Source organism: Streptomyces sp. NPDC085932, assembly GCF_044540525.1.
Classification (GTDB): Bacteria; Actinomycetota; Actinomycetes; order Streptomycetales; family Streptomycetaceae; genus Streptomyces; species Streptomyces levis.
Genome location: NZ_JBITSJ010000001.1, coordinates 1544247 through 1563594, shown reverse-complemented (window position 1 = coordinate 1563594; position 19348 = coordinate 1544247). Strand labels below are relative to the sequence as shown.

General features: G+C 74.0%; 19 protein-coding genes. 10 read left to right on the top strand and 9 right to left on the bottom strand.

What is annotated here, in order from left to right; all coding sequences use genetic code 11:
• Window positions 1-48: 48 nt before the first annotated feature.
• The 3 genes from ACIGAQ_RS06595 to ACIGAQ_RS06585 are packed head-to-tail and all read left to right on the top strand — an operon-like array spanning window position 49 to window position 3679.
• On the top strand, window positions 49-579 hold the full coding sequence (locus ACIGAQ_RS06595; protein WP_311686302.1) for a 2Fe-2S iron-sulfur cluster-binding protein: 531 nt from the start codon (window positions 49-51) through the stop codon (window positions 577-579).
• Window positions 576-1580: an FAD binding domain-containing protein gene (locus tag ACIGAQ_RS06590; RefSeq protein ID WP_399779595.1), complete on the top strand. Its 1005-nt coding sequence runs from the start codon at window positions 576-578 to the stop codon at window positions 1578-1580. Before ACIGAQ_RS06595 ends, ACIGAQ_RS06590 begins: the two co-directional genes overlap by 4 nt.
• On the top strand, window positions 1577-3679 hold the full coding sequence (locus ACIGAQ_RS06585; RefSeq protein ID WP_399779593.1) for a xanthine dehydrogenase family protein molybdopterin-binding subunit: 2103 nt from the start codon (window positions 1577-1579) through the stop codon (window positions 3677-3679). The genes ACIGAQ_RS06590 and ACIGAQ_RS06585 overlap by 4 nt, the downstream gene beginning before the upstream one ends.
• Window positions 3680-3738: 59 nt before the next feature.
• On the opposite strand, the gene ACIGAQ_RS06580 is transcribed toward ACIGAQ_RS06585, so the two are convergent.
• The gene (locus ACIGAQ_RS06580) at window positions 3739-5448 is read right to left on the bottom strand and encodes a hypothetical protein (protein WP_399779591.1); all 1710 of its coding nucleotides are present in this window, start codon (window positions 5446-5448) and stop codon (window positions 3739-3741) included.
• 246 nt (window positions 5449-5694) lie between these two features.
• Between ACIGAQ_RS06580 and ACIGAQ_RS06575 the strand changes: the two genes are divergently transcribed.
• The 3 genes from ACIGAQ_RS06575 (at window position 5695) to tgmB (ending at window position 7329) form a co-directional block, all read left to right on the top strand.
• Window positions 5695-6018: a YkvA family protein gene (locus tag ACIGAQ_RS06575; protein WP_311686311.1), complete on the top strand. Its 324-nt coding sequence runs from the start codon at window positions 5695-5697 to the stop codon at window positions 6016-6018.
• Between the two features lie 119 nt (window positions 6019-6137).
• Complete coding sequence (tgmA, locus tag ACIGAQ_RS06570) at window positions 6138-6329, top strand: putative ATP-grasp-modified RiPP (protein ID WP_399779588.1); 192 nt, start codon at window positions 6138-6140, stop codon at window positions 6327-6329.
• 16 nt (window positions 6330-6345) lie between these two features.
• The gene (gene tgmB, locus ACIGAQ_RS06565; RefSeq protein WP_399779586.1) at window positions 6346-7329 is read left to right on the top strand and encodes an ATP-grasp ribosomal peptide maturase; all 984 of its coding nucleotides are present in this window, start codon (window positions 6346-6348) and stop codon (window positions 7327-7329) included.
• A 43-nt stretch (window positions 7330-7372) separates the two neighbouring features.
• Here the strand turns inward: tgmB and ACIGAQ_RS06560 are convergent, their stop codons facing one another.
• Together ACIGAQ_RS06560 and ACIGAQ_RS06555 are read right to left on the bottom strand one after the other, a co-directional pair.
• The gene (locus ACIGAQ_RS06560) at window positions 7373-7573 is read right to left on the bottom strand and encodes a hypothetical protein (RefSeq protein ID WP_399779585.1); all 201 of its coding nucleotides are present in this window, start codon (window positions 7571-7573) and stop codon (window positions 7373-7375) included.
• Between the two features lie 138 nt (window positions 7574-7711).
• Window positions 7712-8185 carry a hypothetical protein gene (locus ACIGAQ_RS06555; RefSeq protein WP_311686319.1) on the bottom strand — a complete coding sequence of 158 codons (474 nt, stop codon included), beginning with the start codon at window positions 8183-8185 and terminating at the stop codon, window positions 7712-7714.
• A gap of 184 nt (window positions 8186-8369) precedes the next feature.
• Between ACIGAQ_RS06555 and ACIGAQ_RS06550 the strand changes: the two genes are divergently transcribed.
• Window positions 8370-9380 (top strand): GlxA family transcriptional regulator, encoded by a 1011-nt coding sequence (locus tag ACIGAQ_RS06550; protein WP_399779582.1) that lies wholly within the window; start codon window positions 8370-8372, stop codon window positions 9378-9380.
• Window positions 9381-9382: 2 nt separating this feature from the next.
• On the opposite strand, the gene ACIGAQ_RS06545 is transcribed toward ACIGAQ_RS06550, so the two are convergent.
• The 3 genes from ACIGAQ_RS06545 to ACIGAQ_RS06535 all read right to left on the bottom strand — a co-directional run bounded on the left by ACIGAQ_RS06545 (window position 9383) and on the right by ACIGAQ_RS06535 (window position 12545).
• The gene (locus ACIGAQ_RS06545) at window positions 9383-9649 is read right to left on the bottom strand and encodes a DUF5133 domain-containing protein (RefSeq protein ID WP_311686323.1); all 267 of its coding nucleotides are present in this window, start codon (window positions 9647-9649) and stop codon (window positions 9383-9385) included.
• Between the two features lie 113 nt (window positions 9650-9762).
• Window positions 9763-11532: an ABC transporter ATP-binding protein gene (locus tag ACIGAQ_RS06540; RefSeq protein WP_399779580.1), complete on the bottom strand. Its 1770-nt coding sequence runs from the start codon at window positions 11530-11532 to the stop codon at window positions 9763-9765.
• Between the two features lie 155 nt (window positions 11533-11687).
• Window positions 11688-12545: an aldo/keto reductase gene (locus ACIGAQ_RS06535; RefSeq protein ID WP_311686328.1), complete on the bottom strand. Its 858-nt coding sequence runs from the start codon at window positions 12543-12545 to the stop codon at window positions 11688-11690.
• Between the two features lie 336 nt (window positions 12546-12881).
• Here ACIGAQ_RS06535 and ACIGAQ_RS06530 point away from each other — a divergent pair, with 336 nt between their 5' ends.
• The gene (locus ACIGAQ_RS06530) at window positions 12882-13112 is read left to right on the top strand and encodes a hypothetical protein (protein WP_094051335.1); all 231 of its coding nucleotides are present in this window, start codon (window positions 12882-12884) and stop codon (window positions 13110-13112) included.
• A 232-nt stretch (window positions 13113-13344) separates the two neighbouring features.
• Here the strand turns inward: ACIGAQ_RS06530 and ACIGAQ_RS06525 are convergent, their stop codons facing one another.
• On the bottom strand, window positions 13345-14196 hold the full coding sequence (locus ACIGAQ_RS06525; RefSeq protein WP_362283480.1) for an aldo/keto reductase: 852 nt from the start codon (window positions 14194-14196) through the stop codon (window positions 13345-13347).
• A gap of 173 nt (window positions 14197-14369) precedes the next feature.
• On the opposite strand from ACIGAQ_RS06525, the gene ACIGAQ_RS06520 reads away from it, so the two are divergent.
• Window positions 14370-14783, top strand: a complete 414-nt coding sequence (locus tag ACIGAQ_RS06520; RefSeq protein WP_311686332.1) for a VOC family protein — start codon at window positions 14370-14372, stop codon at window positions 14781-14783.
• Between the two features lie 76 nt (window positions 14784-14859).
• Here the strand turns inward: ACIGAQ_RS06520 and helR are convergent, their stop codons facing one another.
• Window positions 14860-17019, bottom strand: a complete 2160-nt coding sequence (gene helR / locus ACIGAQ_RS06515) for an RNA polymerase recycling motor ATPase HelR (protein WP_399779577.1) — start codon at window positions 17017-17019, stop codon at window positions 14860-14862.
• A gap of 206 nt (window positions 17020-17225) precedes the next feature.
• Here helR and ACIGAQ_RS06510 point away from each other — a divergent pair, with 206 nt between their 5' ends.
• On the top strand, window positions 17226-18110 hold the full coding sequence (locus ACIGAQ_RS06510) for a Gfo/Idh/MocA family protein (protein ID WP_399779575.1): 885 nt from the start codon (window positions 17226-17228) through the stop codon (window positions 18108-18110).
• Window positions 18111-18180: 70 nt separating this feature from the next.
• Here ACIGAQ_RS06510 and ACIGAQ_RS06505 read toward each other — a convergent pair whose 3' ends face one another.
• Window positions 18181-19086: a GNAT family N-acetyltransferase gene (locus ACIGAQ_RS06505; RefSeq protein WP_311686337.1), complete on the bottom strand. Its 906-nt coding sequence runs from the start codon at window positions 19084-19086 to the stop codon at window positions 18181-18183.
• Window positions 19087-19348: the final 262 nt, after the last annotated feature.

Here is a 19348-nt window from a genome sequence, read left to right as displayed (position 1 = left end):
TACGCGGTCCCTACGGCAGTACGGCCCGCCCGGGAAGGTCCACCACGCATGGGCAACGACCAGCACCGCTCGGAGACGACGCTCCGCGTCAACGGCAAACCCCACACGCTCACCGTCGACCACCGGCGGGTCCTGCTCGACCTCCTGCGCGAGGACCTGGACCTGACCGGCGCCAAGAAGGGCTGTGACCACGGCCAGTGCGGTGCCTGCACGGTGCTGGTGGACGGGCGGCGCGTCAACAGCTGCCTGCTGTTCGCGGTCGCCCTGGACGGCTGCGAGGTCACGACCGTGGAGGGCCTGTCCGGTGACGCGGAGGAACCGCATCCGCTGCAACGGGCCTTCCTGGAGCGCGACGCCTTCCAGTGCGGCTACTGCACCCCGGGCCAGATCTGCTCCGCGGCCGGCATGCTCGCCGAGGCCGCGGCCGGCCACCCCTCGCACGTCACCGACCCGGCCGTGCCCTCGGGCGCGCCCGTACCGCTGGACCGTGCGGAGATCCGGGAGCGGCTGAGCGGCAACCTGTGCCGGTGCGGCGCCTATCCGAGGATCGCCGAGGCCGTCGAGGACGTGATCGAGTGAAGGAGTTCGCCTACGTCCGCGCCGGGACCGTCGAGGAGGCCACCGCCGCGTACGCCTCGCACCCCGGCGCCCGCTACCTCGGGGGCGGCACCAACCTGGTCGACCTGATGAAGCTCGGCGTCGAGACGCCCGCCGCGCTCATCGACGTCACCCGCCTGCCGCTGGACGCGGTGGAGGAACTGCCCGACGGCGATCTGCGGATCGGGGCGCTGGTCCGCAACAGCGACCTCGCGGCCCATCCCCTGGTGCGCGACCGGTACCCGGCACTGTCCCAGGCGGTCCTCGCGGGCGCCTCCGGGCAGCTGCGCAACGCCGCGACGACCGGCGGGAACCTGCTCCAGCGCACCCGGTGCCCCTACTTCCAGGACCTGTCGAAGCCGTGCAACAAGCGCGAGCCGGGCAGCGGCTGCGGCGCACGCGACGGCGTCCACCGCGACCACGCCGTGCTCGGGTACTCGGCACACTGCATCGCCACCCACCCCTCGGACATGGCGGTGGCGCTGGCCGCTCTGGACGGGCGTGTCGAGCTGTCCGGGCCGGACGGCGCCCGGAGTGTCGCGGCGGCCGACTTCCACCGGCTGCCCGGGGACCGGCCCGAGCAGGACACCGAGATCCGGCCGGGCGAGCTGGTCACCGGCGTGGTGCTGCCGGCCGCGACGGCGGGTCTGCCGTCGGCGTACCGCAAGGCGCGCGACCGGGCCTCGTACGCCTTCGCGCTCGCGTCCGTCGCGGTCGTGCTGCGGCTTCAGGACGGTGTGACCGACCGGGTCGGCATCGCCTTCGGGGCGCTGGCCCACCGGCCCTGGCGGGCCCGGCGCGCGGAGCAGGCGCTCGCCGGGGCCGCTCCGACCACCGCCGCGTTCGAACACGCCGTCGACCTGGAGCTGTCCGCCGCGCGGCCACTGCGGGACAACGGCTACAAGGTGCCGCTCGCCCGGAACCTCGCCGTGGACGTGCTGTCCCGGCTCACGGACACCGCGCTCACCGGGAGGGCCTCATGACGCACACCATCGGCGCTCCGGCCGAACGCCGGGAGGGCCGCGAGAAGGTCGGCGGCACCGCCCGCTACGCCGCCGAGTTCCCGCTGCCCGGGCGGGCCCAGGCCTGGCCCGTGCCCGCGGCCGTGGCCCGGGGGCGGGTGAGCGGCATCGACCCGGCGGCCGCCCTGGCCGTGCCCGGCGTGCTCGACGTCCTCACCCACGAGAACGCGCCGCGGCTCGCGGAGCCGGACGACGCCACGCTCGCCGTGCTGCAGAGCCCCCGGGTCCCGCACCGCGGCTGGTTCGTGGCCCTGGTAGTGGCCGAGACCCTGGAGGCGGCCCGGGCGGGCGCCGCCGCCGTCCGCGTCGAGTACGAGGCCGAACAGCACGACGTGGTCCTGGGCACGTCGCACCCGGGACTGTACGTGCCCGAGAAGGCCAACGCGGGGCAGCCGGCCGTACGCGAACAGGGCGATGCCGACGGCGCGTTCCAGGACTCGGCCGCCCGGGTCGACGTCGTGTACCGGGTGCCTGCGCTGCACAACCACCCCATGGAGCCGCACGCCAGCACCGCCCGCTGGGAGGACGGGCGGCTCCTGGTGCACACCTCCAGCCAGGGCGCCCACACCGTACGGGCCGTGCTCGCGGGGCTGTTCGAGCTGCCCGAGGAGTCCATCGTCGTCACGGCCGAGCACGTCGGCGGCGGCTTCGGCTCCAAGGGCACGCCGCGGCCCGACGTGGTGCTCGCCGCGATGGCGGCACGGCACACCGGCCGGCCCGTCACGGTGGCCTTCCCCCGCCGCTGCCTGCCGGCGGTGGTCGGGCACCGCGCCCCGACCCTGCACCGGCTGCGGCTCGGGGCCGACGCCGACGGGCGTCTCTCCTCGCTCACGCACGAGGTCACCACGCACACCTCGCGCATCAAGGAGTTCGTCGAGCAGGCGGCGGTGCCCGCGCGCGTGATGTACGCCGCGCCGCACCGCCGGACGCTGCACCGGGTCGCCGCGCTGGACGTGCCCTCGCCGTCCTGGATGCGGGCGCCCGGCGAGGCACCGGGCATGTACGCGCTGGAGTCCGCCGTGGACGAGCTGGCGGACGAGCTGGGCATGGACCCGATCGAGCTGCGCGTGCGCAACGAGCCGGACGTCGAGCCGGACAGCGGCAGGCCGTTCAGCAGCAGGCACCTGGTCGAGTGCCTGCGCGAGGGCGCACGGCGGTTCGGCTGGGACGGGCGCGATCCGGGCCCGCGCTCACGCCGGGAGGGGCCGCTGCTGCTGGGGACGGGCGTGGCGGCGGCGACGTACCCGGTGATGGTGGGAGCCTCCACCGCCGAGGCCCGTGCGCTGCCCGACGGCACGTTCCTGGTGCGGATCGACGCCACCGACATCGGAACGGGCGCCCGGACCGTGCTGGCGCAGGTGGGGGCCGACGCGCTGGAGGTGCCGCTGGAGCGGGTGCGGATCGAGGTCGGCAGCACCGATCTGCCGTCCGCTCCCCTGGCCGGCGGCTCGTCCGGCACCGCCTCCTGGGGCTGGGCGGTGCACGAGGCCTGCTCCCGGCTGGCGCGGCGGCTGGCCGGGCACAGCGGGCCGCTGCCCGAGCGGGGCATCGAGGTCCACGCGGACACCGCGGGCACGGCGGACGCCGAGAGCCAGTGGGCGCGGCACGCCTTCGGGGCGCACTTCGCCGAGGTCACCGTGGACACGGTCAGCGGCGAGGTCCGGGTCGCCCGCCTGCTCGGGGTGTACGCGGCCGGGCGCATCCTCAACGCCCGCACCGCGCGCTCCCAGTTCGTCGGCGGCATGACGATGGGGCTGGGCATGGCCCTGACCGAGGGCAGCACGATGGATGCCGCGTTCGGTGACTTCGTCGAGTCGGACCTGGCGTCGTACCACGTGCCCGTGCACGCCGACGTCGCGGAGATCGAGGCGCACTGGCTCGACGAGGACGATCCCCGGCTCAATCCGATGGGCAGCAAGGGGATCGGGGAGATCGGCATCGTGGGGACGGCCGCGGCGATCGGCAACGCGGTGCATCACGCCACGGGCGTCCGCTTCCGCGAACTGCCCCTCACGCCCGACCGGGTGCTGGCCGGGCTGCTCGCCCACCGGACGCCGTAGCGCATGGGCCGGACCGGAGCCGCGGCGAGCGGATCCGGTCCGGTACGAGGCCCACGAGGTCACTCCGCCGGGCGGGGTGCCTCAGGCGTGGGGACGGCCGCCCACTGCCGGCCGGCGATCGGCGCCAGGACGCGGAAGACCAGCGCGACGAGGGCCAGCAGCGCCGCGCACACCGCGGTCGCGGCGGCGAGCCACGGTGGGGCGAGCGCGAGATCCACGGCCCGGGACAGGGACGCCGACGGGAAGGAACTGCCGTAGGCCTGGGCGCCGGCCAGCACCGTGGGCACCAGCACCGCTCCGGCCAGCACCACGGCGACGGGGCGCAGGGCCAGCAGCAGCGCCAGCACGGTGCACAGCACCGACAGGCCGAGCGCGAACGCGTGCAGCCGCAGGGACGCCTCGCCGCGCTCCAGCGGGAAGTGCGCCGCCGCGCAGACGGCCAGCGCCAGTGCGGCGAGCCAGCCCGACCAGGACACGGACCGGGCGAGCCGGTCGGTCGCGCGGTTCTCCTCCCCGGGCGAGGCGTCGAGGGTCCGGTGGGCCTCGCCCGAACCGGCGCGTGCCGGGCGGCGCTTGCCCGGGCGGGCCGGCTTCCCGGGTCCGTCGCCGCCGGTTTCGGGGCGCGGAGCGGCGTTCGCGGGACGGCCGTTGCGGTCCAGGCGTTCCAGGCCGAGGCGGTCGATCAGCTCGACCAGTTCCCCGACCGACCGGCCGGTGGCCGCCGCGCGGAGGGCTTCCTCCCGGACGTGGGGCTCCTGCGGCTCCTTGTGCAGCAGGGTGACCAGCCGGGTCACCTCCTCGACCGGGCGGTGGGCGGCCGCGGCCCGGATCGCCTCGTCCGCGCAGTCGGCCTCGCGCGGGGGCTTGGTCAGCAGGGCGATGAGCCGGGACACGTCCTCCACGGGCCGGGCCACGCCGGCCGTGCGGAGCGCGTCGACCCGGGCCTGGGTGTGGTCCGCCGACTCCTCCAGCGAGGTGATGAGGTCGACGACCTCCTCCAGCGGCCGGTCGGCCACGGCGGCGTGCACGAGGTCGCTGACCGCGTCGCCGTAGGGCGCCCCGCCGGTGCCGGTGCCGGGCCGGAGTTCGACCGGGTTGTCGTCCAGGGAGCGGATGACGAAGGGCCGGGCGGCCGAGGCCTCCGCCTCCTCGTCCTGGCCGGATGCGGCGGCGGGCCGGGGCCCGTCCGGGCCAGGGGCGGTCGGCGGGGCGGGCTCGTCCCGGCCGAGCGTGGGAGCCGGTGCCGCGGCGGTCCCGGACGGGCCGGACACGTCGGACGGGCCGGGTCCGGCCGGCGCGTACGTCCGCGCGTCACCGGGCGCGGCGGGCCGGGCCTCGGCGGGGTCCGTCCAGTCCTGACCGGGAGTCACGGGCGGGGCCTCACCGGGATCCGGCCGTTCCCGGCCGGGGGCGGCCGGCGGGGCCTCCGCGGGATCCGTCCAGGCCGCGCCGGCCGGAGTCGGCGGCACGGGCGGGCGGTAGGGACCGGCGGCGGAGGGGGCGTGACTCGGCCGCTCCGGCACGGCGGGGGGCTGCGGGCCCGCCGCGGCCGCCGGGTGGGATCCGGGGGCGGCGGGGCCGGGGCCCGTCGGCGCGGTCCGGGGCGAGCCGTACGCCTCGTACGAGCCGGCGGGGAGCTGCGTGCTCGTCTGCTCCACCTGGTGCGTACCGGTGGCGGCGGTGGTCTCGGCGGACGGCTGGGCGGACCCGTTCGGCTCGTGGGATATGGCAGGTTCGTTCGAGCGGGGTGATGAAGAGCAGGTGGTCATACTCGCCTCCAAGGGAAGAGTGCGGCCGCTCCTGCGCCCCCCGTCGTGTGACGAGCGACGTTACGGTGACCATTACTAGGCGCCCCCGTCACGCCGTGCCACTCGGGTGAGCCACCGGGATGACCGCCCGCACGGGAAAATCCGCCGACACGACGACATGTCGGGCCGCGCGCGCAATACAGCCGCCGGAAACGGGAATCCACAAGGTGACACCCCGGGTCGCGGCACGTCAGGAGGGGGCAGCCCGTGGATACGACCACAACGGTGATCACGGTGGCCGTGGTGCTCGCGGCCGTCGTCCTCGTCTGCGCCGTCGGCGTCCTCGTACGGCTCGTGCGGACCCGCCGCGATCTGCGGCGCGCGGGACTGCCCACGGGACCGCGCTGGGTCTTCTGGGGCGCGGTGCTCTATCTCGTGCTGCCCGTCGACCTTCTGCCCGACCCGGTGTACCTGGACGACATCGGCGTCCTGCTGCTCGCTCTGCGCACCGTCCGCGGCTCCCTCGGCGTACGGGAGCGCAGCACGGCACCCCCGCCGGACCGGCAACCGGCGCATGACTACGGAAAGTAAGGAAACCAACCACCCGTTCGATTCGTATAAGTCTCTGGAAGCCGAAACGAGCCGGTGGACCGGGTGGCCGCGCCCCCGGACTTCCGCTTGGTCGGCGCAGTACCGACGAGGGAGAGACGATGCAACCGTTCGCGCTCAACTACGCGCGCCCGGCAGTGGAGTCGGAAGCTGCCGTTCCGTACGTGTACGACGCCGGACTGCAGTTGAACGTGCTCCGCGACGGACGGGTCGCGGCCTCCGACTTCGCCCTGCTCAGAGAGTTCGGCACCACGACGTCCACCGCCGGTTCCAAGACGCACTTCGACGACTGACCACGGGCCGCCGAAGATGACCGTACTGATCCTCACCTGCGAGGAGGACGTGACGGCGGACATGGTGGTCGTGCACCTGAACGCGACGGGGGTCCCGGTGGTCCGCGTCGACCCCGCCGATCTGACCGGGGGCGTCGCGCTGTCCGGGGAGTACGTGCACGGCCGGTTCCGCGGCCATCTGTCCGCCGGGGGGCGGCTGGTGAGCATCGGGGGGCTCCGGTCCGTCTGGGTGCGCCGGCCCGGTGTGCCGGCCGGCCGTGCGGCGCAGCCGTCCGCCTGGCTGACCGAGGAGGCCGCGCAGGCGCTCTACGGCATGCTGCGCGGCTCGGACGCACGGTGGATGAACCATCCCGACGCGGCCCGGCGGGCCCGGCACAAGCCCTGGCAGCTGCGGCTCGCCCAGCGGTGCGGTCTGCCCGTGCCGGCGACCCTCATCACGACGTTTCCGCGCGCCGCCCGCGAGTTCGCCGAGCGCTACCCGGACCTGGTGGTCAAGCCGGTGTCGGGCGCGCATCCGCAGGATCCGCCGCGGGCCGTGCCGACCAGCCGGGTCGCACCGGACACGGACTTCTCCGCCGTGGCCTTCGGGCCGACGCTGCTGCAGCGGCGGATCGCCAAGCGGGCCGACATCCGGCTCACCGTCGTGGGCGAACGGATGCTGGCCGCCCGCAAGGCCGCCGCCGCGGACGCGGATCTTGAGGAGGTCGACGTGCGGTTCGCCGCGCCCGGCTCACCGTGGCAGCCGGTCGAGGTGCCACCGCGCGTCGCGGCGGCCGTACGCTCCTATCTCCTGGAGGCCGAACTCGCCTACGGCGCCTTCGACTTCGTGGAGGACGCGGACGGGACCTGGTGGTTCCTGGAGTGCAACCAGTCGGGACAGTTCGGCTTCGTCGAGGTGGAGACGGGGCAGCCGATCGCCCGGGCCATCGCCGAGTGGCTGGCCCGGCCCGTCCCCGGTCAGCCGTCGCATCTCAACGGCCTGGACACCACGGTCCGTTGAGCGCCGGGCCCGGCACTCGCACCGGGCCCGGTTCAGCGGGTCACTACGGGCGCGGGCCGGGCAGCATCGCCGTGCGCTGCCAGCCGGTGCCCGGGGAGTGCGGACGGTCGTAGCCCAGGGACTGTGAGGGCCGCATGACCAGCTCCAGTTCCCTGCTCACACGTTCGGCCTCGCGGCGCACCTGTGCGGGTACGTCGCCGCGCTCCGCGATGAGTCGGTCGTAGATGGGGGAATCCTGGAACACCCGTCAACGTGCCTTTCTGCTCGTCGGCCCCGAGCGGGGGCGAGACTGCGAGTGTAGGCGGCACGGAGTCCCGGAGTGTGAATTCCTTGGGATGACTTGACGCAGACCGGACATCTGTGACAGGCGTGCGCGGGGGCGTCAGGCTCCGGTCGTGGAGCCGGGCCGGACGATCATCAGGACGGTGACGGTGGCCCACAGCAGGTTGAAGATGCCGGTGAACATGGCGAGTTGCACGGTGTCCCGGCGGTCGACGGCCTGCTCGCCCCTGAGTTGACCGAGGAGTTCCTCCTGGCGGGGCAGGACGAACGCGGCGAGGACTCCCGCGGCCGCGGCGGTCAGGGCGATGGAGGTGACGAGCCACCCGCTGCCCAGGACGCCCATCACGGCCCCGGTCGCGAGGCCGAGGACGGGGACGCTGATCCCGACACCGGCGTAGACGCGGCAGATGCGGTGGAGCAGCGCCACCGTGCCGACCGCCGAGGGGTCGGGGGCGCCGCCGCCCGCCGGGGCCGTACGCCGGGCCGCCGGCGGGAACATGCTGGCCGCGACGGTCACGGGACCGACGGCGACGATGGCGGCCAGGACATGGAGGGACAGCAGGAACTTGGTCACCGGGGCTCTTTCCACGAAGACGATCTACGGCGCTCACGTTAGGGAGCCCCGGCCCGCTCGCCCATGGGCAGGAACGACAACATCCGACGGATTCCCGCCAACGCGCCGACCTGCCCGCTCGTGCCTCGATCCGCCGAGAACCCCGGCTCGGGGGCCTGGCGGGAACACGCCTAGGGTGGCGTTCATGCACTCTGTGGCGATCCTCGTCCTCGATCACGTGGTGCCGTTCGACATGGCGGCCCCCCAGCAGACGTTCGCCTGGACGCATCTGCCGGACGGGCGGCCGGCCTACCGGGTCCGGCTCTGCGCCGAGACACCGGAGGTGCGCGCGGACGGCGGCTTCACGCTGCGCGTGGAGCGCGGGCTGGAGGCGCTGGCGGACGCGGACACGATCATCGTGCCCGGCTGCTCCCCCGACGCGCCGCCGCCGTCCGCCCGGGTGCTGGCGGCCCTGCGGCAGGCGGCCGAGGCCGGCACCCGGATCGCGTCCGTGTGCGTGGGTGCCTTCGTCCTGGCGGAGGCGGGGCTGCTGGACGGGCTGCGCGCGACCACGCACTGGGTGGCCGCGGGCGAACTGGCCCGCCGCTTCCCCCGGGTCGAGGTGGCACCGGACGTGCTGTACGTGGACAACGGGCAGATTTTGACCTCGGCCGGTGCGGCCGCCGCGCTCGATCTGTGCCTGCACATGATCCGCCGGGACCTGGGCTCGGCGGTGGCGGCGAACATCGCCCGGATGTCGGTCATGCCACTGGAACGGGAGGGCGGTCAGGCCCAGTTCATCGTGCACGAGCACCCGCCCGTGCCCCGGGGGTCGGAACTGGAGCCGCTGCTGGAGTGGATCGAGGACCACCTCGCGCACGAGGTGACTCTCGCCACACTGGCGGCGCGCGCCGGGATGAGCGAGCGGACGTTCAGCCGCCGCTTCCGGGAGCAGACCGGCACCACGCCGTTGCAGTGGCTGCTGCGGGCGCGGGTGCGGCGCGCCCAGTTCCTGCTGGAGAACACCGACCACCCGGTCGAGCGGATCGCGCGGCAGGCCGGCTTCGGCTCCCCGACGGCGTTCCGGGAGCGGTTCCGCAAAGTGGCCGGTACCACGCCGTACGCGTATCGCGCGGCGTTCCACGGGAAGAGCGCCGCCCCGGCGGTCCGCGCACGGACCGCCGGGGCGGCTCCGGGTCCGGGCCCGGTCCCCTGATCTCAGCCGACCAGCGTCAGGCCGTTCTCCCCGTCCGTGTCCGCGGCAGTGGACCCCTCGGCGGTGGACCGCTCCTTGGTGAGCAGCAGCACATCCGCCTTGGCGATGGCATCGCTGATGTCGGACGTCCCCATCATCACGCACAGCGTGTAACTGACGTCGTCCAGCTCGCGTGCCGTCGCCGGCGTGTGCCTCTCCGCCTGAGCGATCCTCAGCGACGCGTACCGCGTCAGCAACTCCCTGACGGCCTTACGGTCCGGTACGAGCACGAAGCGCCCCTCTCTGTGGTTTGCGCTGCGTATGCCCGAACCACGCGGAAACATTCACACCTTTTCCTCAGCAGGGGCGGAAGTGACGAGAATTGACCGCCCGCTGATCACCTTCAGGTGAGCTGGCCGCTGTGCAGGGCCGTGTAGGCCCCACCCCGGCGCAGCAGTTCCTCGTGCGTGCCGATCTCCTCGATCCGGCCGTCACTCATCACCACGATCCGGTCGGCGCCCTGGACGGTGGACAACCGGTGCGCGACGACGAACGTGGTGCGCCCGCGCAGCAGCCGGGCCAGGGCCTGCTGGACGAGTGCCTCCGAGCGGGTGTCGAGCGCCGACGTCGCCTCGTCGAGGACCAGGATCCTGGGGTCGCGGATCAGGGCCCGGGCGATGGCGAGCCGCTGCCGCTGCCCGCCGGAGAGCCGGGCGCCGTGCTCCCCGACCAGGGTGTCGAGACCCCTGGGGAGCCGGTCGACGAACTCCAGGGCGTTGGCGTCGCGCAGGGCCGCCCGCACCGTCTCCTCGTCGGCGTCGTCCATGCCGTAGGCGACGTTCTCGCGGACGGTGCCGTCGAAGAGGATCGACTCCTGCGGCACGACCGACAGGAAGCGGCGGTAGGTGCGCAGGTCGAGGGTGTTCATGTCGGTGCCGTCGAGCAGCAGCCGGCCCGAGGTGGGGCGGATGAAGCCGATGACGAGGTTCAGCACGGTGGACTTGCCGGCGCCGGACGCCCCGACCAGGGCGACGGTCTCCCCCGGCCGCACGTCCAGGGTGAAGTCCCGTACGGCGGCGCGCCCGTCGGTGCCGTAGGCGTAGCCGACCTGCTCGAAGGTGACGGCTCCGCGCAGCGCGGTGAGCTCGGCCTTGCCCTGGTTGTCCTCCAGCTCCGGGGCCTGGAGCACCTCACCCACGGAGCGGACCGACTCCAGGCCCTTGGTGATGACGGGGGCGAGTCCGGCCAGCGTGGTCGTGGAGTTGGTGAGGGTGGTCAGGAAGGCGCTGAGCATGACGACGTCGCCGGGGGTGACGCCCCAGACGCCGTGGTACGAGATGAGCGCCGCGCCGGCCAGGACCAGGACACCGACCACGTTGAGGACGACCCAGGCCAGCGAACCGAACCGGCCGTTGACCAGGTCGAGCCGGAGGCCGGAGGTGAGCAGCCGGTTGAGCGTGCCGTCCATGCGGCGCAGGGCCTTGCCCTCCAGACCGTGGGCGCGGGTGACGGGGATGAGCCGGGTCATCTCCGTGACACGGGACGACAGGGCCTCCACCTCGTGGCGGAAGTGCTCGTTGTGGGTGCGCAGTCTCGCCCGCAGCCGGGCCACCAGGAGCGCTGCGGCGGGCACGACGACGAGGAAGACGGGCAGGAACTCGGGGGTGCGGACGGCGATGATGACCAGCCCGCCGGTGAGCACGGTGGTGGCGCCGAGTCCGATCTCGGCGGTCTGCTGGACCATCTGCTCGACGGTCTCCACGTCCCGGACGACCTTGGCCTGGAGGACGCCGGCGCTGACGCGGGAGTGGTAGCCGATGGAGAGCTGCTGCATGCGGGTGCACAGGGCGGAGCGCAGGGCGGTGCCCATGCGGCGGACGCTGCCGTACAGCAGGCGGACGTACAGCACGTGCAGTGGGTAGTTGACCAGCAGGATGAACAGGATGAGCCCGGTGCTGGTCCACAGGCGGCTCAGCGGCCGGTGCTGGACGACCGTGTCGATGATGGACGCGGTGACCAGCGGCAGCAGCCAGATCGGGCTGTGCTTGACGGTGAAGACGACGACGGCCAGCGAGAGCCGCCGGCGGTCGGCGCGGAACAGGTAGGCGAGCGTGCGGATCGGGTGCTCGCCCCGGTAGCGGTGGTCGAGGGGTCTGTCTGACGGCGACGCCATCGGCGGTGTTCCTCCCCGGTTGCCGTTGGGTGTAGCAAGCGCTTACTTCCCGTGCGGTTCCGGAGTACACCGGGGCCGGGGCGGTGATGTCGCGGGGTGTCCGCAGCGCGGGACCCGGGGGCGGACCGTGTCCGTCCCCGGGTCCCGTGGTCCGCTCAGGCGGCGTCCAGTTCCGCCACTTCGTCGGCGGTCAGGACGAGATCGGTCGCGGCGGCCGAGTCGCGGATGGTCTCGGGCCGGCTGGCGCCCGGGATCGGCACCACCACGGGCGACTTGGCGAGCATCCACGCCAGGCACACCCGCTGCGGGCTCACGCCGCGCGCCTCGGCGATGCGGGCGAACGCCCCGTGGGCCGAGCCCAGCTCGCCTGCCTTCGAGATCCCGCCGAGCGGGCTCCAGGGCAGGAACGCGATGCCGAGCTCGTCGCACAGGCGCAGCTCCGGCTCGCTGGAGCGGAAGGCCGGGGAGAACTGGTTCTGCACGGCGACCAGACGGCCGCCGAGGATCTCCTGGGCCTGCCGGATCTGCTCCGGGTTCGCGTTCGAGATGCCGGCCATGCGGATCTTGCCCTCGTCGAGCAGGTCGCGCACGGCGCCGACGGACTCGGCGTAGTCCACCTTCGGGTCGGGGCGGTGGAACTGGTAGAGCCCGATGGCCTCCACGCCGAGGCGGCGCAGGGACGCCTCGCACGCCTCCCTGAGGTGGCGGGGGCTGCCGTCCAGGGTCCAGCTGCCGTCGCCGGGGCGCAGATGGCCGCCCTTGGTGGCGACCAGGACCTCGCCGCCGCGCTCGTGGGAGGCCAGGGCCTTGGCGATCAGGGTCTCGTTGTGGCCGACCTCGTCGGCGTGCAGGTGGTAGGCGTCCGCGGTGTCGATCAGCGTCACGCCGGCGTCGAGCGCGGCGTGCAGGGTGGCGAGGGAGCGCTCCTCGTCCGGGCGGCCCTCGATGGACATGGGCATCGCGCCCAGGCCGATCGCGCTGACCTCGACGTCACCGATGCGGCGGGTGTGCATGGGCTCGTGACCTCTTCCGGCTGTCGGTTCGGCTGTTCGGGCGATGGTCGACTCCAGCCTGGACGCCCCGCGCCCGGACGTCCAATAGAAGAAGGAGAACGCATTCAGCAGCCACGCAACTGAATCCCTCACCGGCCCGGGCGGACGACCGTGACGGAGGGGGGGTTGCCCGTGCCACGGGGCCGGGCGGTGGCGGACGGACCCTCAGGGGGTCGCGGACCGCCTCCTGTCACCGGCGTACGGTGCGCCGGGGAAGGGGCGCAGCCCGGCGGGTCCGTTACCGCTTGTGGACGCGATCGAGCTGCGGAGCGGCCGTTTCGGGCGCATGGTGGGGCTATGGACGGTCAACCCCCTGTGGTCGTGCAGCCGCCCGCGTCGGACGGCGGACGGCTGGTGACCATCCGCGGCGAGGACAAGGGCGTCGCCTACAGCCTGTTCGACGTGCTCGACCTGGTGCACCGCGAGGGCCTGCCCACGGCCGACACGGCGGTGGACGACACCGAGCTGATCGAGTGGCGGGGCGGCGGCCCGTACGACTGGAACAGCGGGGCCCCCGAGGAGGCGTGAGCCGCCACGCGCTCAAGTAGGCGTGGGCCACCACGCGTCCGGGGAGGCCGGATCCGTCGCCCGTCCGTAGAGACGTGAACCGCCACGCGCCCAGGAAGGCGAGAGCCACCACGCGCCCGGACAGGCGTGAGCCGCCACGCGCCCGGGGAGGCCGGATCCGCCGCCCGTCCGTGGAGGCCTGGCCACCTTGCGGCCGGACGTGCGTGAGCCGCCGCGTGCCGGGTGACGTTCCTCAGCCGGATCCGGTGCGTGCCGTCTCCGCCGCCGTGTCGAGCCTGGCCCGGTGGGCGGGCGTCAGCTCCAGTGCGGCGGCCGCGACGTTCTCCTCCAGGTGCTCGACCCGCGCCGTGCCCGGGATCGGCAGGACGACCGGCGAACGGTCCAGGAGCCAGGCCAGCGCGACCTGGGTGGGCGTGGCCCCCAGCTCGGCCGCCACGGCGGCGATCCCGGCCTCGGCCCCCGCCTCGCCCCGGGCGACGGGCCGCCACGGCAGGAAGGCGATGCCGGCCGCCGCACACGCGTCGAGCACCGGCTCGTGCTCACGGTCGAGCAGGCTGTACCGGTTCTGCACGCTCGCCACGTCGACGATCTCCCGGGCCCGCTCCAGCTCGTCGACGGAGACCTCGGACAGTCCGATCCGCCCGACCAGCCCCTCCGTCTGCAGCTCCCGCAGGGTGCCGAGCTGGTCGGCGAGCGGCGTGTCGGGGTCGATGCGGTGGAGCTGGAGCAGTTCGATCCGCTCCACGCGCAGCCGGCGCAGGGCCTGCCGCACCTGGTCGCGCAGGATCGCCGGCCGGCCGTCGAGTCTCCAGTCGCCGCCGGGGCCGGTGCGCGCGACCCCGACCTTGGTGGTGATCAGCAGCCCGTCCGGGTAGGGGTGCAGCGCCTCGGCCAGGAGCTCCTCGTTGGCTCCCCCGCCGTACAGGTGTGCCGTGTCGATCAGGTTCACGCCCAGCTCCACGGCCCGCCTGGCCACGGCGAGGGCGTTCTCGCGGTCCGGGCCGGGGCCGGTCGGCAGGTGCATGGCCCCGAAACCGAGCCGGCGCACCTCCAGGTCCCCGCCGATACGGAACGTCGATGTCATGCGCGGTGTCCTCCCCCTCGGCTCAAGAGGCACGCTAACAAGCCCCGTTGGGGACGGCCCCCGGGTCCGGGGGGGGCACCGTCCCGCCCCGGCCGGGCGCGCTCGCCGAGCCGTTGTCAGTGCCCGGCGTTACGCTGCGCGCACATGCCCTTGCCCCCTTTTGGGAGGTTCTCATGGCCACGCGCCTCAACCCCTACCTCACCTTCAACGGCGACGCCCGGCAGGCGATGGAGTTCTACAAGGAGGTCTTCGGCGGCACCCTGACCCTCAACTCCTACGGCGACTTCGGCCAGGGGGACACTCCGCACGCCGACCAGATCATGCACGGCATGCTGGAGACCACCGGCGGCCTCACCCTGATGGGCGCGGACAACCCGCCCGGCACGGAGGTCCCGCAGGGCAGCCCCTTCTCGGTGAGCCTGAGCGGTGACGACGACGCCGAGCTGCGCGGCTACTGGGAGAAGCTGTCCCGGGACGGCTCGGTGTCGGTCCCGCTGGAGAAGCAGATGTGGGGGGACGAGTTCGGTATGTGCACGGACCGTTTCGGCGTCCCGTGGATGGTGAACATCAGCAGTCCCGAGAGCTGACGCCGCACCCGCCGGGCCGCCCGCGCGCCGTCGGCACCGGCGTGCAGGGCGGCCCTGCCGCGTCGGAGGCCGGAGGTCAGGAGTGGGTGAGGACGACGAGCTGCCGGGTCGCCCGGGTCATCGCCACGTAGTGGTCGACCGCGCCCTCGACGCCGGTGCCGAAGGCCTCCGGGTCGACGAGCACGACCAGGTCGAACTCCAGGCCCTTGGACAGCTCCGGCGTCAGCGAGCGGACCCGGGCCGAAGGCGGCCGGTACGCGGGATCGCCGATGACGCAGGCGGTCCCGTCGGCGTGTCCGGCCAGCCAGGAGTCGACGATCGCGTGCAGTTCGGTGGTGGAGGCGTGGCGGACGGGGAGGCCCCCGTCGCGGATCGACACCGGCACGTTGGCGTCCGGCAGCACGGCCCGGATGACCGGTTCGGCCTCCGCCATGATCTCCCGGGGTGTGCGGTAGTTGATGCCGAGCGAGGCCGTCTCGATCCGGTCGAACCCGACCCGCTCCAGCCGCTCCCGCCACGACTCGGTGAACCCGTGCCGGGCCTGGGCACGGTCCCCGACGACGGTGAAGCTGCGGGACGGACAGCGCCGCAGCAGCATCTGCCATTCCGCGTCGGTCAGCTCCTGGGCCTCGTCCACGACGACGTGCACGAACGGCCCTACCAGCCGGTCCGGATCGGGAGTGGGCAGGGCGGACTCGTCGACCAGGGAGTTCCGCATGTCCTGACCGTGCAGCATGATCAGCACGCCTTCTCCGTCGTCGTAGCTGTGCGCTTCGAGCAGGTCGTCGATGACGTCGGCCATGCGCTCGCGCTGGGCGTCGAGCGCGGCCCGCCGGCGGTGAGCGCGCCGGGACGCCTCCGGGTCACCGAGCCGCTGCCGCGCCGCGTCCAGCAGCGGCAGGTCGGACACGGTCCAGGCCCGGGGCTGCGCGCGTTGCAGCGTGCGCACCTCGTCCCGGTCCAGCCACGGGGCGCACAGGCGCAGGTAGGCCGGCACCGACCAGAGGTCCCCGACGAGGTCGGTCGCCTCCAGCACCGGCCAGGCCCGGTCGAGGGCGGCGAGCAACTCCCGGTCCCGCGCCAGGGAGGCGCGCAGCAGCTCGTCGGGGACGTCGCCCTCGTGCCGGGCGACGAGGATCGTCAGCAGTTCCTCCCGGACCTGGTCGCGGGCCTCGTTGTGCGGGGTGCCCGGCTCCACCGCTGCGAACGCCGCCGCCCAGTCGGCCGGGCTCAGCTGGATGTCGGACCAGGGGGTGGTGACCGTCATGGCCTCGGTGGGCGGCTCCTCGTAGAACGCGACGGCCTTCTCGATCGCCCGCACCATGGCGGCGGACGACTTCAGCCGGGCCACCTCCGGGTCGGTCTCCTCCCGGGCCGTGGCCCCCTCCTCGACGAGGTCGCGCAGGACGCAGGTCTGCACGCCCTCCTCCCCCAGGCCGGGCAGGACGTCGGCGACGTACGACAGGTAGGGCCGGTGGGGGCCGACGAACAGCACACCGCTCCGGCGGTGCTGTCCGAGGCGGGGGTCGGAGTAGAGGAGGTAGGCGGAGCGGTGCAGGGCGACGACGGTCTTGCCGGTGCCCGGGCCGCCGTCGACGACGAGGGCGCCGCGCGAACCGGCGCGGATGACGGCGTCCTGGTCGGCCTGGATGGTGCCGAGCACGTCCCGCATCCGGGGCGAGCGGTCGGCGCCGAGACTGGCGACGAAGGCCGACTGGTCGTCCAGCGCGGCGTGCCCGGTGAGGGCGCCGGGGGCGAACACCTCGTCCCAGTAGTCGCTGACGCGGCCGTCGGTCCAGCGGTACCTGCGGCGGGCCGCCAGGCCCATCGGGTCGGCGTGGGTGGCGCCGAAGAACGGCTCGGCCGCCGGGGAGCGCCAGTCGACCAGCAGACGGCGGCCCTCACGGTCGGTCAGCCCGAGCCGTCCGACGTAGACGGGCGGCGAGCCGTCCGCGCCGGCCATGTGCCCGAGGCACAGGTCGAGCCCGAAGCGCCGCAGTGCGCGCAGCCGCGCGGTCAGCCGGTGGATCTCGGCGTCCCGGTCCATCGCCTGCCGTCCCTTGCCGCCGGGCGCCCGGCGCTGGGCGTCGAGGCGGCCGGTGAGGTCGGCGATCGTCTGCCGCAGGCACGCGGCGACGGCGGCGAAGTGCCGCTCGTCGCCGGAGATCAGCTCCGGTGCGGCCTTGTGGGCGAGGCGGTCGGGAAGGCCGAACGCGCTCGTGGTCGCATAGGTCACGTCATGCTCCCGTTTCCGCAGGTCATGGGCTCAGGCCGGACAGTGTGCGGGAGACGGGGGGCCTTGCCGCAAGACCCCCCGTGCGCTATACGTTGAGAGTGGCAAGGAGAGGGCTCCTTGCCTTTCGTGTTTCCGCGCACCCTCTCGTGGTCCGGTCGTGCGCGTGTGTCACGCTCTTCCCTCAGGCAGCGTGGAGAGGCGGCGGCATGCGGATAGGACTGCTCGGCACCGGACCCTGGGCGCAGATCGCCCACGCACCCGCCCTGAGCGGGCACGACGAGCTGGACTTCGCGGGGGTGTGGGGGCGTCGCCCCGAGGCCGCCAAGGAGCTGGCCGAGCGGCACGGGGTGCGGGCGTACGACGACGTGGACGCGCTCCTCGCCGACGTGGACGCGGTCGCCGTGGCGCTGCCTCCCCAGGTGCAGGCCGATCTGGCCGTGCGGGCGGCGCGGGCCGGGTGCCATCTGCTGCTCGACAAGCCGCTGGCGCCGACGGTCGAGCAGGGGCGGGCGGTGGTGGCGGCCGCCGACGCGGCCGGCGTGGCCTCGGTCGTGTTCTTCACCACCCGTTTCCAGCCCGGCCCGCAGACCTGGATCGCCGAACAGGCGGCGGTGCCGGGCTGGTTCACCGCACGGGCGCAGTGGCTCGGGGCGGTGTTCACCAGCGAGAGCCCGTTCGCGACGCCGTGGCGGCGGGAGAAGGGCGCCCTGTGGGACGTCGGCCCGCACGCCCTGTCCGTGCTGCTGCCGGTGCTCGGCGACGTGCGGCGCGTGACGGCGGCGGCGTACGGGCCCGGGGACACGGTGTACGTGGTCCTCGATCACGACCGGGGCGCCGCCAGCACCCTCACCCTGAGCCTGACGGCACCGCCCGCCGCGGCCGGGGCCACCGTCGAACTCCGGGGCGAGGCCGGGGTCGCGGTGCTGCCCGAGGGGTCCGACGGGGCCGTCCCGGCCCTGATGCGGGCCGCGGACGCCCTGCTCGCCACCGTCCGGACGGGCCGCCCGCACCCCTGCGACGCGGCGTTCGGACTCCGAGTGACGGAGATCCTCACGGCGGCCCAGGACCTGCTGGACGGTGGCGAGCGCTAGGCCGTGTCCGCACAGTCCCTCCTGCCCTGCGGGCGGACGGAGGGACGGTGGCGGACACGACCTGGCCGTCTCAGGCGGTACGGGCCTCCCGCGGCGGCTGGAAGTTGAGGCGCTCGCGGACCACCGGGAAGCCGGCCTTGGCGAAGTTCGCGGCCATCGGGACGTTGCCCCGGTCCGTGGCGGCGGTGACGAACTCCGCTCCCCGCTCGACGAGGAAGTGGGTGCACTCGGCCAGCAGGTCGTAGGCGTAGCCCCGGCCCCGCTGGTCCGGCATCACCCCGATGAAGCCGACGCACGGCCCGGAGGGGTTGTGGGCCGGGATGTGGATGCCGGCCGTCTCGCCCTCGGGGGTGTACGCCACCTGCCACCACTCGCGCGGGGACGGGCACCAGTGGAAGAAGTCGAGTTCCTGCTGTGCCGCCCGGTCGAGTCCGCCCTCCTCGATCGCCAGCAGCGCGTGGGCGTCGAGGGTGGCGGAGTGGATGCGGCGCAGCGCGTCGAAGAAGACGGCGTCGTCCGGTTCGGCGCGGAACTCCAGGCGCCCCGGCCGCTGCGGCAGGCCCAGGTCGGGCGTCCAGCGGTACAGCAGGCGTTCGACGAGGAGGTCGTAACCGGCCTTGCGGGCCGCAGTGATGCGGGCCTCGGCCGCGTCACGCAGCGCCGGGTCGTCGCGCCAGCCGGCCGGCGCGTTGAGTTCCAGTTCGACCTGCCAGGGGGCGGAGCGCAGGAGGGCGGCGCCGGCCTCCTCCTCTCCTTCCGCCACGTCGAACCAGTTGACGTTGACGGGTGCGGTGTCGTCGGGGCCGCCCCACCAGGCGCCCCGGGCGACGACGCGGCCGTCGCGCAGCGCCACGCGCTTCCAGTCGGGGCGGTACCGGGTCAGCCGGTGGCCCTCACGGGCGCCCAGCGGGTCGGGCAGGGTGTCGAAGAGTGCGGCGTCGCTCGCGTCGAGCGCGCGGATGACCGGTTCGGTCATGGGATGTCCTCCGGGAGGGATGCTGCGAGGAGCGCTCCCGGTCGGTCAGTGGCGGCACGCCGGGTCAACGGGGAGGGAGCGCGGGAACGGTGTGAACGGCACGGCTCTGCCCTCCTTCCATCGGCCTCGGGGCGTGGCGGGCCACACGTTACGCGATCACCGGCGAGCCCGTCCACGCGTTTACCGGCCTCGCTCAACCGGCCCTTAAGAGCGGGTTAAGCGACTCCTAAGGCACTCAAGTGGGCGGCGGTACGGGGGATTT

What these genes read in the sequence shown, in the direction of transcription:
- ACIGAQ_RS06595 (WP_311686302.1), top strand. Translation starts at nt 49, where the DNA reads ATGGGCAACGACCAGCACCGCTCGGAGACGACGCTCCGCGTCAACGGC.
- ACIGAQ_RS06585 (WP_399779593.1), top strand. Translation starts at nt 1,577, where the DNA reads ATGACGCACACCATCGGCGCTCCGGCCGAACGCCGGGAGGGCCGCGAG.
- ACIGAQ_RS06580 (WP_399779591.1), bottom strand. Translation starts at nt 5,448, where the DNA reads ATGACCACCTGCTCTTCATCACCCCGCTCGAACGAACCTGCCATATCC.
- tgmA (WP_399779588.1), top strand. Translation starts at nt 6,138, where the DNA reads ATGCAACCGTTCGCGCTCAACTACGCGCGCCCGGCAGTGGAGTCGGAA.
- tgmB (WP_399779586.1), top strand. Translation starts at nt 6,346, where the DNA reads ATGACCGTACTGATCCTCACCTGCGAGGAGGACGTGACGGCGGACATG.
- ACIGAQ_RS06550 (WP_399779582.1), top strand. Translation starts at nt 8,370, where the DNA reads ATGCACTCTGTGGCGATCCTCGTCCTCGATCACGTGGTGCCGTTCGAC.
- ACIGAQ_RS06540 (WP_399779580.1), bottom strand. Translation starts at nt 11,532, where the DNA reads ATGGCGTCGCCGTCAGACAGACCCCTCGACCACCGCTACCGGGGCGAG.
- ACIGAQ_RS06535 (WP_311686328.1), bottom strand. Translation starts at nt 12,545, where the DNA reads ATGCACACCCGCCGCATCGGTGACGTCGAGGTCAGCGCGATCGGCCTG.
- ACIGAQ_RS06530 (WP_094051335.1), top strand. Translation starts at nt 12,882, where the DNA reads ATGGACGGTCAACCCCCTGTGGTCGTGCAGCCGCCCGCGTCGGACGGC.
- ACIGAQ_RS06525 (WP_362283480.1), bottom strand. Translation starts at nt 14,196, where the DNA reads ATGACATCGACGTTCCGTATCGGCGGGGACCTGGAGGTGCGCCGGCTC.
- ACIGAQ_RS06520 (WP_311686332.1), top strand. Translation starts at nt 14,370, where the DNA reads ATGGCCACGCGCCTCAACCCCTACCTCACCTTCAACGGCGACGCCCGG.
- ACIGAQ_RS06510 (WP_399779575.1), top strand. Translation starts at nt 17,226, where the DNA reads ATGCGGATAGGACTGCTCGGCACCGGACCCTGGGCGCAGATCGCCCAC.
- ACIGAQ_RS06505 (WP_311686337.1), bottom strand. Translation starts at nt 19,086, where the DNA reads ATGACCGAACCGGTCATCCGCGCGCTCGACGCGAGCGACGCCGCACTC.